This window comes from Streptomyces deccanensis, from assembly GCF_022385335.1.
In the GTDB taxonomy this organism is placed as follows: Bacteria; Actinomycetota; Actinomycetes; order Streptomycetales; family Streptomycetaceae; genus Streptomyces; species Streptomyces deccanensis.
In genome coordinates this window covers 5,999,678-6,013,936 of record NZ_CP092431.1, presented here as the reverse complement: position 1 = coordinate 6,013,936, position 14,259 = coordinate 5,999,678, and the positions used below count along the sequence as shown (strand labels likewise).

Below are 14,259 nucleotides of genomic sequence, written 5' to 3'. Positions count from 1 at the left end.
GACGGCCGGGGCCGAAAAGCACGGGGCGCAGCCCCTGCTTTTCAGGGGCGCGGGGAACTGCGCGAGTAGCCCCACCCACCCGCACCCGGCCGACCGACCCCAGACACCCGACCCCAGACACCCCCCACCAGAACCCGCCCCCACCACACCCCGCATGGCAGGATCGACCGTGCCATGACTGCACCCACGAAACCCCAGAGCAGCCCTGCCGACGCAATCCCCACCCCCACCCCCACAGGCGCCCCCACAGCCACCCCCACCCCGGCGCCCACCACCCTCCACACCCCCGTGATCGCCTGGTTCGAGACGCACGCCCGTGATCTGCCCTGGCGGCGACCGGAAGCCGGCCCCTGGGGCGTGATGGTCAGCGAGTTCATGCTCCAGCAGACCCCGGTCAACCGCGTCCTGCCCGTCTACGAGCAGTGGTTGGCCCGCTGGCCCCGCCCGGCGGACCTCGCGAAGGAACCCCCCGGCGAGGCGGTACGCGCATGGGGCCGACTCGGTTACCCCCGCCGCGCCCTACGGCTCCACGGCGCCGCGGTCGCCATAACGGAACGACACGGCGGAGACGTACCCCGCGACCACGCCCAACTGCTCGCGCTGCCCGGAATCGGCGAGTACACGGCCGCCGCGGTCGCGTCCTTCGCGTACGGCCAGCGGCACGCCGTGCTCGACACGAACGTGCGGCGGGTCTTCGCCCGCGCGGTGAGCGGCACGCAGTACCCGCCGAACGCGACCACGGCCGCCGAGCGGAAGCTCGCCCGCGCCCTGCTGCCCGAGGACGACGACACGGCGTCCCGGTGGGCGGCCGCGTCGATGGAGCTGGGCGCGCTGGTGTGCACGGCGAAGAACGAGACGTGCGGGCGCTGTCCGATCGCCGGACAGTGCGCCTGGCGGCTGGCCGGGAAGCCCGCGCACGAGGGGCCGGCGCGGCGCGGTCAGACGTACGCCGGTACCGACCGCCAGGTCCGGGGCAAGCTTCTCGCCGTCCTGCGGGACGCGATCGCGCCGGTGCCGCAGGCGGTCCTCGACCGGGTGTGGGACGAACCGGTGCAGCGGGCCCGAGCCCTCGACGGCCTGGTCTCCGACGGACTGGTGGAACCCCTCCCGGGCGGCCTCTACCGCCTCCCCCTCACCTGACTCCTCACCTGACTCCTCACCTGACTCCTCACCTGACTCCGAGGCATTCCCGACGGGGTAAACCGGCCCATCACCGCCCCAAAACCCACCCCGCTTTACCCCGTTCCTACTTCTGTTACACAACCGACGGACAGCCGAGCGTTCTCCGCAGGCTGCCTCGGACGTCTCCGTGACAACCCCTCCGTAGCTTCATTGGCGTACCGCAGGAACCCGCGAAACGAACCAGCGGATCCAGCGGAGCGCACCACCACACGAAGCGGCGGACAACCGGCACCGCGCCACAGCGCGGACGTCGGAAACGGGGAACGGAGGCGGTTGATCATGGCGCACGGCGAGGTGCTCGAATTCGAGGAGTACGTCCGTACCCGGCAGGACGCGCTCCTGCGCAGCGCCCGCCGGCTCGTGCCGGACCCGGTGGACGCCCAGGATCTGCTGCAGACGGCGCTGGCGCGGACGTTCGGCCGCTGGGACGGCATCGCGGACAAGCGCCTGGCGGACGCCTATCTGCGCCGGGTCATGATCAACACGCGGACGGAGTGGTGGCGGGCCCGCAAGCTGGAGGAGGTCCCGACCGAGCAGCTGCCGGACGCCTGCATCGACGACTCCACCGAGCAGCACGCGGACCGCGCCCTCCTGATGGACATCATGAAGGTGCTGGCACCCAAGCAGCGCAGTGTCGTGGTGCTGCGACACTGGGAGCAGATGTCCACGGAGGAGACGGCCGCCGCCCTCGGCATGTCGGCCGGCACGGTCAAGAGCACGCTGCACCGTGCCCTGGCCCGGCTCCGCGAGGAGCTGGAGTCGCGGGACCACGAAGAGCGCGCCGCCCGTGCGCTCGAAGCGAGCGAGGAGCAGGAGCGTTGCGCGGCCTGAGCACAGCGGCCGGCCCCCGTCCGGGGGTCAGGCGGGCCTCGAAGGCGGTGATCACGGCGGTGGCCGTGCTCGCCGCCCTCGCCCTTTCCGTGTCCGCCTGCGGCACGGGCGGCACCGGCGCCCGTGACGAGGGACCGGCCGACAGCGACTCCCTCGCGGCGGGCGCGGCCACCCCCTCCGCCTCCGGTTCGGCCGACGCCGACGCGGGCGGCGACCACCCGAGCGTCGGCGAGGTCGTCAAGATGGTCCGCGCGGACCCGGAGGTCAGCAAGGCGGTCAAGAGCGACCTCAAGCCGTGCGTGGCCGACGAGTACCCGGTGGACGTGACGTACGGGGACCTGACCGGGGGTTCGTCCGACGACCTCGTGGTCAATGTGATGACGTGTGCGGACGCCGTCGGTGTGGCGTCGTACGTGTACCGCGCGGAGAAGGGGACGTACCGGAGCGTCTTCCTGTCCGAACAGCCCCCCGTCTACGCGGACATCGACCGGGGCGACCTCCTGGTCACCCGGCAGCTGTACGAGAATGGCGACCCGTCCTCGTATCCGTCCAGCGAGGAAGTCACCACCTACCGCTGGATCAAGGACGACTTCGTCCAGCGCTCCAGCACGCGCACCGAGTACAGCACCGCGGTGGGCGGCGCGGAGTCGGCGACCCCCGAGCAGGGCTGAGCCGGGCCCGCCCGCCGTCACGACACCGGCGGCCCCCCTTCTACCGAGAGCGAGCGAGATCACCGGATGGCAGAGCAGACCCATGTCCTGTTCGTCGAGGACGACGACGTCATCCGCGAGGCCACCCAGCTCGCCCTGGAGCGGGACGGCTTCGCGGTCACGGCCATGCCCGACGGGCTGTCGGGGCTGGAGGCGTTCCGTGCGGACCGGCCCGACATCGCCCTCCTCGACGTGATGGTCCCGGGCCTGGACGGGGTCTCCCTGTGTCGCCGCATCCGTGACGAGTCGACCGTCCCGGTGATCATGCTCTCCGCGCGCGCCGACTCCATCGACGTGGTGCTGGGCCTGGAGGCGGGCGCCGACGACTACGTGACCAAGCCGTTCGACGGTGCCGTCCTGGTCGCCCGGATCCGCGCGGTGCTGCGCCGCTTCGGCCACGCGAGCGGCGGTGACGCCAAGGCGGAGGAGGCGGGCGCCGCGGGCACCGGCGGGGTGCTCACCTTCGGCGAACTCGGTGAACTGGTGATCGACACCGTGGGCATGGAGGTACGGAAGTCCGGGGAGCCGGTGGCCCTGACACCGACCGAGATGCGCCTGCTGCTGGAGTTCTCCTCCGCCCCGGGCACGGTTCTCTCCCGCGACAAGCTGCTCGAACGCGTGTGGGACTACGGCTGGGGCGGTGACACCCGGGTCGTCGACGTCCACGTCCAGCGGCTGCGCGCGAAGATCGGCCAGGACCGGATCGAGACGGTCCGCGGCTTCGGCTACAAGCTCAAGGCCTGAGCGGGGACGGGACCGACATGGAGCTGAGGGGGATACGCAGAGGGCCGGCGCCGGAGGCGACCCGCGCCCCCGACCGCCCGTCCGGCACGAGGCCCGCCTCGGGGCCCGCCTCGGAGCGGGCGTCAGGGGCGGCCTCGGGGTCGGCCTCGGGCATCCGGACCGGGTTGCGCTGGCAGTTGAGCGCGGCGATCGCCCTGGTCGGCGCGCTGGTGGCGGTCGCGCTGAGCCTGGTGGTGCACAACGCGGCGCGCGTCTCGATGCTCGACAACTCACGCGACCTGGCCGACGAGCGCATCCAGGTCGCCCAGCGCATGTACGAGTCGGGCCGCCCGCTGAAGTCGGGCGCCTTCGGGGTGAAGCTCGACGACCCCGACATCCCGAAGGACCTGCTGGCCAAGGTCAGCGAGGGGCGTCGGGCCACGTACGTGTCCGAGGGCGAGAACGGGGTGCCCGACATCTGGGCGGCGGTCCCGCTGAAGGACAAGCGGGTCCTGTCCCTGCACACCGATTTCACCGACCACAGCTCGGCGGTGATGCGGGACCTCGACCAGGCGCTGCTCATCGGCTCGATCGCGGTCGTCTTCGGCGGCTCGGCCCTCGGCGTCCTCATCGGCGGCCAGATGTCCCGCCGGCTGCGCAAGGCGGCGGCCGCCGCGCACGAGGTGGCCAAGGGCGAGTCGGACGTACGGGTGCAGGACGCGATCGGCGGTGTCGTACGCGACGAGACCGCGGAGCTGGCGCGGGCCGTGGACGCCATGGCCGACACCCTGCGGCAGCGCATCGAGGCGGAGCGCCGGGTGACGGCGGACATCGCCCACGAGCTGCGTACGCCGGTGACGGGGCTGCTGACGGCCGCGGAACTGCTGCCTCCGGGGCGCCCCTCCGAGCTGGTCCGGGACCGGGCCCAGGCGATGCGCACGCTCGTCGAGGACGTGCTGGAGGTGGCCCGCCTGGACGGGGCCTCCGAGCGGGCCGAGTTGCAGGACATCATGCTGGGTGAGTTCGTGGCGCGGCGGGTGGCGGCGAAGAACGCGGACGTGCGGGTGCGGGTGGTGCACGAGTCCGAGGTGACGACCGACCCCCGCCGTCTGGAACGGGTGCTGCTGAACCTGCTGGCCAACGCGGCGAAGCACGGTCGGCCGCCGATCGAGGTGTCCGTCGAGGGTCGCGTCATCCGGGTCCGCGACCATGGGCCCGGCTTCCCGGAGGAGCTGCTCGCCGAGGGGCCCCGCCGCTTCCGCACCGGTGCGTCCGACCGGGCGGGCCAGGGGCACGGCCTCGGCCTCACCATCGCCGCCGGCCAGGCCCGCGTCCTCGGCGCCCGCCTCACCTTCCGCAACATCCGCCCGCCCGGTTCCCCGCACACGGTCCCTGCGGAGGGCGCGGTCGCCGTCCTCTGGCTCCCGGAACACGCCCCGACGAACACGGGGAGCTACCCGATGCTCCCGCTGACGACCGACACGTAGCCCTGGCGTGCGGGGGCCGGTTCTTCGGCTGCGGGTGCGTCGGGCTTCTCGCGCAGTTCCCCGCGCCCCTGAAAGACCAGGCAGGCCCCCGTGGCCCTGAAAGGCGACCGGCGGCGGGCCGGAAAAGCACGGGGCGCAGCCCCTGCTTTTCAGGGGCGCGGGGAACTGCGCGACCAGCCCCCACAGACCCGCACCCGCCGACGCACCGAACCCCCCGAGCTCAACCGCGAACTCAGGGGGCCCACCGCACGATCAGACGGCCGCAGCCTCCTTCGCCCCGGCCTCCCCGCCGACCCCAGGCGCCCCAGCCCCCTCAACCCCGCCCGCGCCGGAGGCCCCCGCCCCCCGCAACGGCACCTCCTTCACGAACACCGCAGCCACCAGCGCCACCACGGACACCACCGCCCCCAGCAAGAACGCCGAGTGCGTCCCGGAGGACACCGCGTACTGGTACGCCTCCCGCACCGCCTCCGGGAGCTTCGCCATACTCGGCGCGTCCAACTGCGCGGACTGCTCGGTCACCTTGGACCCCAGCGCCCCGGCCCGCTCGGCCATCACGTCCTGCACCCGGCTGTTGAACAGCGCACCCATGATCGCGACCCCGAACGACGACCCGAGCGTCCGGGCCAGCGTGGTGGTCGAGGACGCGACGCCCATGTCCTTCATCTCGACGCTGTTCTGCGCGACCAGCATGGTGATCTGCATCAGGCATCCCATACCGGCACCCAGCACGGCCATGAACACCCCGGACGTCACCCGGCTCGTCCCCGTGTCCATCTGCGCCAGCAGGAACAGCCCCACGATCATCAGGACGCTCCCGACGACCGGGAAGACCTTGTAACGGCCGCTGTTCGTGGTCACCCGCCCGGCCACCATCGACACCGCGAGCATCGCCCCCAGCATCGGCAGCAGCAACAGCCCGGAGTTCGTCGCGGACGCGCCCTGCACGGACTGCTGGTACAGCGGCAGGAACAGCACCGCGCCGAACATCACGAACCCGGTGAAGAACCCGATCACGGACATCAGCGTGAAGTTCCGGCTGCGGAAGATGTGCAGCGGGATCACCGGCTCGGCCGCCCGCTTCTGCACGAACACGAACCCGACCAGCGAGGTCACCCCGAGCGCGATCAGCTCCATGATGACGGCCGACCCCCAGGCGTACTCGGTCCCGCCCCACGTCGTGACCAGCACGATCGCCGTGATGCCGACGGTCAGCAGCGCCGCGCCCAGATAGTCGATGTTCCGCGCCGACCGCCCCTCACGGGACGGCTTCGGCAGGTGCAGTACGGCGCTGACGGCGATCAGCGCCACGATCCCGAGCGGCAGGTTGATGTAGAAGGACCAGCGCCAGCCCCAGTGGTCCGTGATGGACCCGCCCACCAGCGGTCCGGCGATGATGGCGAGGGCCATCACCCCGGCCATCATGCCCTGGTACTTGCCGCGCTCCCGGGGCGGTATCAGGTCACCGATGATCGCCATGACCCCGACCATCAGACCGCCGGCGCCGAGACCCTGCACCGCGCGGAAGCCGATGAGCTGGCCCATGTCCTGGGCCATCCCGCTCAGCGCCGACCCGATCAGGAAGATCACGATCGAGGTCATGAAGACCCGCTTGCGGCCGTAGAGGTCGCCGAGCTTGCCCCAGATGGGAGTGGAGGCGGCGGTCGCGAGCGTGTACGCGGTGACGACCCACGACAGATGTTCGAGGCCGCCCAGCTCGCCCACGATCGTCGGCATCGCGGTCCCGATGATCATGTTGTCGAGCATCGCGAGCAGCATGGCGATCATGAGCGCGAGCAGCACGACCCGCACACTGCGCGGCCGCGGCCCGTCCGTCTCGGCTTCACCGCTCACTTCGTTCTTCTTCTCCGCGTCCATTGCGGTCCTCCACTCCCCCCGGAGCTCCCGAGCACTTACTTGCCGACCGGCTAGTTGTCTACACTTAGGGAAGCTAGGCCCCTAACTAGCCGGGCGTCAAGTAAGTTCAACGGGCTTGGCCGAGGCTTGACCGACCCGGGCCATCCGAGCGGCGAGGAGTACGAGGATGAGCGGCACGACAGAGGGCGAGCCGGGCGCGGCGGACGCGGCTCCGAAGCGGCAGCGTCGCGGCGACACCCGTCAGCGCATCCAGGACATCGCCCTCGAACTCTTCGCCGAGCAGGGCTACGAGAAGACCTCGCTACGGGAGATCGCCGAACGCCTCGACGTGACGAAGGCGGCGCTGTACTACCACTTCAAGACCAAGGAAGACATCCTCATCAGCCTCTTCCAGGACCTGCAGCGCCCGATCGACGAACTGATCGAGTGGGCCGGCACCCAGCCGCGCACTCTCGACACCAAGCGGGAGATCCTGCGCCGTTACAGCGTGGCCCTGGCCGACGTCGCCCCGCTCTTCCGCTTCATGCAGGAGAACCAGGCCACGGTGCGTGAGCTGAGCATCGGCGAGACGTTCAAGGACCGCATGATCCGGCTGATCGACACCATCAAGGAACCGGACGCCGCCCTGACCGACCAGGTCCGCTGCACGAGCGCCCTGTTCACCATGCACGCCGGCATGTTCGTCCTCCGCGACATCGAAGGCGACCCCGAGGAGAAGCGCGAGGCAGTCCTGGAGGTCGCCATCGACCTGGTGACGCAGGCCCACGCCGCAACCCAGGGCTCTTGAGGCGCGTCGTACCCGGGTAGACCCTCAGAGCTTTCGGGAACCTCCCGGACATCCGCACGGGGAGGCCCGCGTGAACGCCGACGACCACGCCCGGATGACCGACGAGGAGCGCGCCGCCCACGACCGCAGAAGCCACCGCATCGCACTGGCCGCTTCCGTGGCGGTCGTGATCGCGATGCTGGTCCTCATCGCTTTCTTCAACGACTACTACGCCGACACTCCGATGTGCGGCACGGGCCAGGACTACGGCCCGTGCTGATCGGCCACGGCGTCACGCACGAGCGACTCAGACGCCGACGCCCTTGGCCCGCAGGAAGGCGACCGGGTCGATGGCGGAGCCGTAGTTCGCGGTCGTACGGATCTCGAAGTGCAGGTGCGGCCCGCTGGAGTTACCGGTGTTGCCGGAGAGGGCTATGCGCTGCCCGGTCTTGACGACCTGCCCGGCCTTCACGTGCACCTTGGCCAGGTGGGCGTACTGCGAGAACGTGCCGTTGCCGTGCTTGATGACGACGGCGTTGCCGTACGCCGGGCCGTCACCGGCGCCGTTGCCGCCGGCCTTCACGACGGTACCGCCGTGGGCCGCGGCGACGGCCGTACCGCTCTTGACGGCGAAGTCCTGGCCGCTGTGCTTGGCGGACCACATGTTGCCGGCCTGCGCGAACCGCGCGCTCAGCTTGTAGCCCTTGACGGGGCTGACCCAGGAGGCGGCCTTCTTGGCGGCGGCGGTCTGGACGGTGGCGGTGCCGGCGCTCGCGGCCTGAGCACCACCGGCGGCGGCCGCGACCCCGGCGCCCAGCACTCCCGAGACACCCACGCCCACGGCCATCACGGCGGCGCGGACACGGAGCTGGGACGTACGGGTGCGGGGAGTGCGAACACGCTGCGACATGGAGTACCTCACGGGGGGACGGAGACAGGGAACGTGCCTCGGCGGGCACGAATCCCACCCGGCACACATCTGCGGCCGCCGAATGGGACAACCCTTGGTACCCCGACGTCCCAAAACCCCCCAAACATGTGACCTACGACCGAAAGTCGTAGGTGTCAGCAAATCCCACCTCTCATTGACACTCGCCCCCAAACCACCCCTCACCTGCACAGCAGGACCTGAATCCCTCACCCTCAGGCCCGAATGTCCGTTTTGCCCGCTAGTCCTTCGCCACTATTCCACCTAGTACCGGACAAATGACCTGTGCGGCACGTCACCGATACCGGCCGTGAAGAACGCGCGAATGTGACGCCGACTACGAGGTCCGCGTCACTCATTTCCGGGGTGTCACGGCACGACAAAGGGGCGGCCCCGGGACCGAAGTCCCGGGGCCGCCCCTTCTCTGCTCGCTCAGGCCGAGCGCAGCGGTTACGCGTCCTTGCTCAGGTTCGGCCCGGCACCGCCGGCCGCCTGCTCGATCGGCGGGACGTCCGGCAGGGCCGCCTTCTCCTCACCCCGGAAGGTGAAGGTCTGGGTCTCGCCCTCGCCCTCGGTGTCCACGACCACGATGTGGCCGGGGCGCAGCTCGCCGAAGAGGATCTTCTCGGAGAGGGTGTCCTCGATCTCGCGCTGGATGGTCCGGCGCAGCGGCCGGGCGCCCAGCACGGGGTCGTACCCCTTCTTGGACAGCAGTTCCTTGGCGGACTGGGAGAGCTCGAGGCCCATGTCCCGGTCCTTCAGGCGCTCGTCGACCTTGCCGATCATCAGGTCGACGATCGCGAGGATGTCCTCCTGCGTCAGCTGCGGGAAGACGACGACGTCGTCGACACGGTTGAGGAACTCGGGCCGGAAGTGCTGCTTGAGCTCGTCCGAGACCTTGTTCTTCATGCGCTCGTAGTTGGTCTTCTTGTCGCCCGAGGCCGCGAAGCCCAGGTTGAAGCCCTTGGAGATGTCCCGGGTGCCGAGGTTGGTCGTCATGATGATGACCGTGTTCTTGAAGTCCACGACCCGGCCCTGGGAGTCGGTCAGGCGACCGTCCTCCAGGATCTGCAGCAGCGAGTTGAAGATGTCCGGGTGGGCCTTCTCGACCTCGTCGAAGAGGACGACGGAGAACGGCTTGCGGCGGACCTTCTCGGTCAGCTGGCCGCCCTCTTCGTAACCCACGTAGCCGGGAGGCGAACCGAAGAGCCGCGAGACCGTGTGCTTCTCGCTGAACTCCGACATGTCGAGAGAGATCAGCGCGTCCTCGTCACCGAAGAGGAACTCGGCGAGCGCCTTGGACAGCTCGGTCTTACCGACACCGGACGGGCCGGCGAAGATGAACGAACCACCGGGACGCTTCGGGTCCTTCAGACCGGCGCGCGTACGACGGATCGCCTTCGACAGCGCCTTGACGGCGTCGACCTGGCCGATGACCCGCTTGTGGAGCTCGTCCTCCATGCGCAGCAGACGCGAGGACTCCTCCTCGGTCAGCTTGAAGACGGGGATGCCGGTGGCGGTCGCGAGGACCTCGGCGATCAGCTCGCCGTCGACCTCGGCGACGACGTCCATGTCGCCGGCCTTCCACTCCTTCTCCCGCTTGGCCTTCGCGGCGAGGAGCTGCTTCTCCTTGTCGCGCAGGGAGGCGGCCTTCTCGAAGTCCTGCGAGTCGATCGCGGACTCCTTGTCCCGGCGGACACCGGCGATCTTCTCGTCGAACTCGCGGAGGTCCGGCGGCGCGGTCATCCGGCGGATGCGCATCCGGGAACCGGCCTCGTCGATCAGGTCGATCGCCTTGTCCGGCAGGAAGCGGTCCGAGATGTACCGGTCGGCGAGCGTCGCCGCCTGCACCAGGGCCTCGTCCGTGATGGAGACGCGGTGGTGCGCCTCGTACCGGTCACGGAGGCCCTTGAGGATCTCGATGGTGTGCGGGAGCGAGGGCTCGGCGACCTGGATGGGCTGGAAGCGGCGCTCCAGGGCCGCGTCCTTCTCCAGGTGCTTGCGGTACTCGTCCAGCGTGGTGGCACCGATGGTCTGCAGCTCACCGCGGGCCAGCATCGGCTTCAGGATCGAAGCGGCGTCGATGGCGCCCTCGGCGGCACCCGCACCGACCAGCGTGTGCAGCTCGTCGATGAACAGGATGATGTCACCGCGGGTGCGGATCTCCTTGAGCACCTTCTTCAGGCGCTCCTCGAAGTCACCGCGGTAGCGGGAGCCGGCGACCAGCGCGCCGAGGTCGAGGGTGTAGAGGTGCTTGTCCTTGAGGGTCTCGGGCACCTCGCCCTTGACGATGGCCTGGGCGAGGCCCTCGACGACGGCGGTCTTGCCGACGCCGGGCTCACCGATCAGGACCGGGTTGTTCTTGGTACGGCGGGACAGCACCTGCATGACCCGCTCGATCTCCTTCTCGCGCCCGATGACCGGGTCGAGCTTGGACTCACGAGCGGCCTGGGTGAGGTTCCGGCCGAACTGGTCGAGGACCAGGGAGGTGGAGGGGGTGCCCTCGGCGGGGCCGCCGGCGGTGGCGGTCTCCTTGCCCTGGTAACCGGAGAGCAGCTGGATGACCTGCTGCCGCACCCGGTTGAGATCTGCGCCCAGCTTGACCAGGACCTGGGCGGCGACGCCCTCGCCCTCACGGATCAGGCCGAGCAGGATGTGCTCCGTGCCGATGTAGTTGTGGCCCAGCTGAAGGGCCTCGCGGAGCGACAGCTCCAGGACCTTCTTGGCACGGGGGGTGAAGGGGATGTGGCCGGACGGAGCCTGCTGCCCCTGCCCGATGATCTCCTCCACCTGCTGGCGGACCGCCTCGAGCGAAATCCCGAGGCTCTCCAGGGCCTTAGCGGCGACACCCTCACCCTCGTGGATCAGGCCCAGGAGGATGTGCTCGGTGCCGATGTAGTTGTGGTTGAGCATCCGGGCTTCTTCCTGAGCCAGGACGACAACCCGCCGCGCGCGGTCGGTGAACCTCTCGAACATCGTTAATCGCTCCTCAGAGCGGTCAGGCAGTGAGGGGACGCTCCCCTCGCTGTCCTTCCGCAGCTTAGTCCCGCAAGCGGGGACCGCTCATTCCAACTGCCGACACCGTCCTTGGCCTCCTGACCCCGAACGCCGACATCTGCTCCAACCCGATGGTGCGAGACGATGTTCCCGCAGGCCAGGCAGTTACCCCCACCATCAGTACGCCGATGGCGAACGTGAGACGGCCTTTCCTGCGTGTCGCCCCCTCCCACTAGGGATGTCTTACCCGTAGGGACTGACACTCCATGCCGGATGCACCGGTTCCCTCCGCTAAGGGCGAACATCCTTGCGTCACCGCACACCGTGGAACGCCCCCTTTCCCGGCACTCCCTGCATCCGGGCCGACACCCAGCGTAACTCTGGGCCCCTTCGCCCGGTTGCTCCTGACATGGCCATCGTCCCCCTTCCCCGCCGACCGCTCGACCCGAGCGCTTCCTCGGCCGTCGCCCCACGCGATGTTCCGGGTGAGGGCCCGTGCGACGCGGTGCGGTGGTGGTACGAGAACGATCTCGGCTGGGCGACCGTGCCCGGGACGCCCCTGCATCTCATTACGGGGCTGCGCTTCGATGTGCTCGACGTCCCCGCGGAAGCGGGGGTCGCGGCGCTCCGGCATCTGGGGCCGGTGCCCGGTCCGGGTTCACCGGTGGCGCTGTGCGGCGGGCGGATGCTGCTGCTGGTCGCCGCCGGGAGCGCGGAGGAGCTGCCGGGGCTGTTGCAGTGGCTGGACTGGGGCGGCCTCGACCTGGACCTCACTGCCGTCGGAACGGGCGGTCACCTGGTCGCGCCGACGCCTCCGGGCGGAGCCGAAAGGGGTGGGGGCGTGCGCGGGGCGGACGGTTCACAGGGGGCCGCCGAGTGGGTGCGGCCCCCCGAGCCGGGGTGCGAGGTCGAACCCTCGCTGCCGAGCATCTCGGCGTTGGGGGGCGGTGGGGGCGCCCCCGACCTCGTGCGAGTGGTGGACACGGTGGCGACGCACTGCCACCGCGTCCGGCTGCGGCGCGCGAGCACCGGGCCGTCGGAATCTCAGCCGTTGGCCTTCTCGTAGGCCTCGCGGATGGAGGCGGGGACGCGACCGCGGTCGTTGACGTCGTAGCCGTTCTCCTTCGCCCAGGCGCGGATGGCCGCGGTGTCCTGGCTGCCGCCGGAAGCGGCACGGGCCTTGCCGCGCCCACCCGCCGCACGGCCTCCGGTACGCCGACCACCCTTGACGTAGGGGTCGAGAAGGCCACGGAGCTTGTCCGCGTTGGCGGTCGTGAGGTCGATCTCGTACGTCTTGCCGTCCAGCGCGAACGTCACGGTCTCGTCCGCCTCGCCGCCGTCGAGGTCGTCGACAAGAAGGACCTGAACCTTCTGTGCCACCGGATTTCCTTTCATCGATAACTTCAGGGCCGAGGGCGTGCGGCGAGCGCCGCTGTTTCACGTCCCCTGTTATATGCAGTACTGCAGTACGTCGGAAAGCAAACCGCTTTTCCAGGAAAAACACAAACCCCTGGGAGAGACCGAGGAGAGACCGGGGAGAGACCCCGGAGAGGACGAGGAGCCCGGGGAAGACCGGAAACATGTGCGTTTCGGACATAGACCCCGTGGGCAAGGCGACCCTCACCGGAAGCTCTCCCGGAACGTCACCCGGGAACGTCTCACCGGAATTGGTCTCCGTCGGCGATCACAGATGCAGAAGCATCCGGCTGTTGCCCAAGGTGTTCGGTTTCACTCGTTCGAGACCGAGGAACTCCGCGACGCCCTCGTCATAGGAACGCAGCAGCTCCGCGTAGACATCGGTGTCGACGGGAGTCTCACCGATCTCCACGAACCCGTGCTTCGCGAAGAACTCGACTTCGAAGGTCAGACAGAAAACCCGTCGAACACCCAGCCAGCGAGCGGTGTGCAGCAACTTCTCCAGCAACTGGTGACCGACGCCGAGACCCTTGGCGTCCGGGTTCACCGCGAGAGTGCGGACTTCCGCGAGGTCTTCCCACATGACGTGCAGGGCGCCGCAGCCCACGACCTGGGCGTTGTCGTCCCGTTCCGCGACCCAGAACTCCTGGATGTCCTCGTAAAGCGTGACCGTGGCTTTGTCGAGCAGGATGCGGCGCTGGACGTAGGAGTCGAGGAGGTCGCGCACGTGCGGGACATCGCTGGTCCGAGCCCGCCTGACGGTGATGGCTTTTGTGGTGGCTTCGGGACTCGTTGCTGGCATGAGCGGACGCTATCGCCCGGGGAGATCCGGTGATTCGCCGGGGGTCCCCTGTGTTTCACCGGACGATTCGACGGATTCGTCGGCGGTTTCAACAGGGGTTTCGCGGACGGGGGCGGCGGGCGCGGCGGGTTCGGGTTTGCCTGGGGGCGGGCCCTGCACGATGCGTACGGCGTCGGTGAGCGCCTGTCGCTGTTCCTCGCTCATCATCCCGAAGAAGGCGACGAGCGCGGCGGCGGGGTTGTCGCTCTGCGACCAGGCTTCGTTCATGAGTGCGGCCGCGTAGGCGGCGCGAGTGGAGACCGCCTCATATCGATAGGCCCGGCCCTCCGCCTCCCGGCGCACCCAGCCCTTCTGATGGAGATTGTCCAGAACGGTCATCACGGTGGTGTAGGCGATGGACCGTTCCCGCTGAAGGTCTTCCAGGACTTCCCGAACCGTCACCGGGCGGTTCCACTTCCACACCCGCGTCATGACCGCGTCTTCGAGTTCTCCCAATGGGCGAGGCACAGTTCCGCACACTATCCGGAGAGTTGGAACAA

At 69.5% G+C, this 14,259-nt stretch carries 14 protein-coding genes; 8 read left to right on the top strand and 6 right to left on the bottom strand.

What is annotated here, in order from left to right; all coding sequences use genetic code 11:
• The first annotated feature begins 174 nt into the window (after positions 1–174).
• From L3078_RS26815 to cseC, 5 genes are all read left to right on the top strand, one after another.
• Complete coding sequence (locus tag L3078_RS26815; protein ID WP_239756490.1) at positions 175–1,140, top strand: HhH-GPD family protein; 966 nt, start codon at positions 175–177, stop codon at positions 1,138–1,140.
• 321 nt (positions 1,141–1,461) lie between these two features.
• Positions 1,462–2,013: a SigE family RNA polymerase sigma factor gene (locus tag L3078_RS26810; protein ID WP_239756488.1), complete on the top strand. Its 552-nt coding sequence runs from the start codon at positions 1,462–1,464 to the stop codon at positions 2,011–2,013.
• Positions 2,001–2,684, top strand: a complete 684-nt coding sequence (locus tag L3078_RS26805; protein WP_239756487.1) for a hypothetical protein — start codon at positions 2,001–2,003, stop codon at positions 2,682–2,684. Before L3078_RS26810 ends, L3078_RS26805 begins: the two co-directional genes overlap by 13 nt.
• 66 nt (positions 2,685–2,750) lie before the next feature.
• Complete coding sequence (cseB, locus tag L3078_RS26800) at positions 2,751–3,467, top strand: two-component system response regulator CseB (protein WP_239756486.1); 717 nt, start codon at positions 2,751–2,753, stop codon at positions 3,465–3,467.
• Between the two features lie 17 nt (positions 3,468–3,484).
• Positions 3,485–4,933, top strand: coding sequence for a two-component system sensor histidine kinase CseC (gene cseC / locus L3078_RS26795; RefSeq protein WP_239756485.1), 1,449 nt, complete (start codon positions 3,485–3,487; stop codon positions 4,931–4,933).
• 252 nt (positions 4,934–5,185) lie between these two features.
• On the opposite strand, the gene L3078_RS26790 is transcribed toward cseC, so the two are convergent.
• Positions 5,186–6,811 carry an MDR family MFS transporter gene (locus L3078_RS26790; protein WP_239756483.1) on the bottom strand — a complete coding sequence of 542 codons (1,626 nt, stop codon included), beginning with the start codon at positions 6,809–6,811 and terminating at the stop codon, positions 5,186–5,188.
• 166 nt (positions 6,812–6,977) lie between these two features.
• On the opposite strand from L3078_RS26790, the gene L3078_RS26785 reads away from it, so the two are divergent.
• Both L3078_RS26785 and L3078_RS26780 read left to right on the top strand, forming a co-directional pair.
• Positions 6,978–7,598, top strand: a complete 621-nt coding sequence (locus tag L3078_RS26785) for a TetR/AcrR family transcriptional regulator (RefSeq protein WP_239756481.1) — start codon at positions 6,978–6,980, stop codon at positions 7,596–7,598.
• A 70-nt stretch (positions 7,599–7,668) separates the two neighbouring features.
• Positions 7,669–7,857, top strand: a complete 189-nt coding sequence (locus L3078_RS26780; protein WP_239756480.1) for a hypothetical protein — start codon at positions 7,669–7,671, stop codon at positions 7,855–7,857.
• A 27-nt stretch (positions 7,858–7,884) separates the two neighbouring features.
• On the opposite strand, the gene L3078_RS26775 is transcribed toward L3078_RS26780, so the two are convergent.
• On the bottom strand, positions 7,885–8,487 hold the full coding sequence (locus L3078_RS26775) for a M23 family metallopeptidase (RefSeq protein WP_239756479.1): 603 nt from the start codon (positions 8,485–8,487) through the stop codon (positions 7,885–7,887).
• A gap of 468 nt (positions 8,488–8,955) precedes the next feature.
• Positions 8,956–11,481, bottom strand: coding sequence for an ATP-dependent Clp protease ATP-binding subunit (locus L3078_RS26770; RefSeq protein ID WP_239756478.1), 2,526 nt, complete (start codon positions 11,479–11,481; stop codon positions 8,956–8,958).
• A 430-nt stretch (positions 11,482–11,911) separates the two neighbouring features.
• On the opposite strand from L3078_RS26770, the gene L3078_RS26765 reads away from it, so the two are divergent.
• Positions 11,912–12,568, top strand: coding sequence for an SCO3374 family protein (locus L3078_RS26765; RefSeq protein WP_239756477.1), 657 nt, complete (start codon positions 11,912–11,914; stop codon positions 12,566–12,568).
• On the opposite strand, the gene L3078_RS26760 is transcribed toward L3078_RS26765, so the two are convergent.
• From L3078_RS26760 to L3078_RS26750, 3 genes are all read right to left on the bottom strand, one after another.
• Entirely contained in the window at positions 12,547–12,882 is a 336-nt protein-coding gene (locus L3078_RS26760; protein ID WP_239756476.1) for a histone-like nucleoid-structuring protein Lsr2, read from the bottom strand. The genes L3078_RS26765 and L3078_RS26760 overlap by 22 nt on opposite strands.
• 304 nt (positions 12,883–13,186) lie before the next feature.
• Positions 13,187–13,720, bottom strand: coding sequence for an amino-acid N-acetyltransferase (locus tag L3078_RS26755; RefSeq protein WP_192333584.1), 534 nt, complete (start codon positions 13,718–13,720; stop codon positions 13,187–13,189).
• A 9-nt stretch (positions 13,721–13,729) separates the two neighbouring features.
• Positions 13,730–14,191, bottom strand: a complete 462-nt coding sequence (locus L3078_RS26750; RefSeq protein ID WP_239756475.1) for a BlaI/MecI/CopY family transcriptional regulator — start codon at positions 14,189–14,191, stop codon at positions 13,730–13,732.
• Positions 14,192–14,259 lie beyond the last annotated feature (68 nt).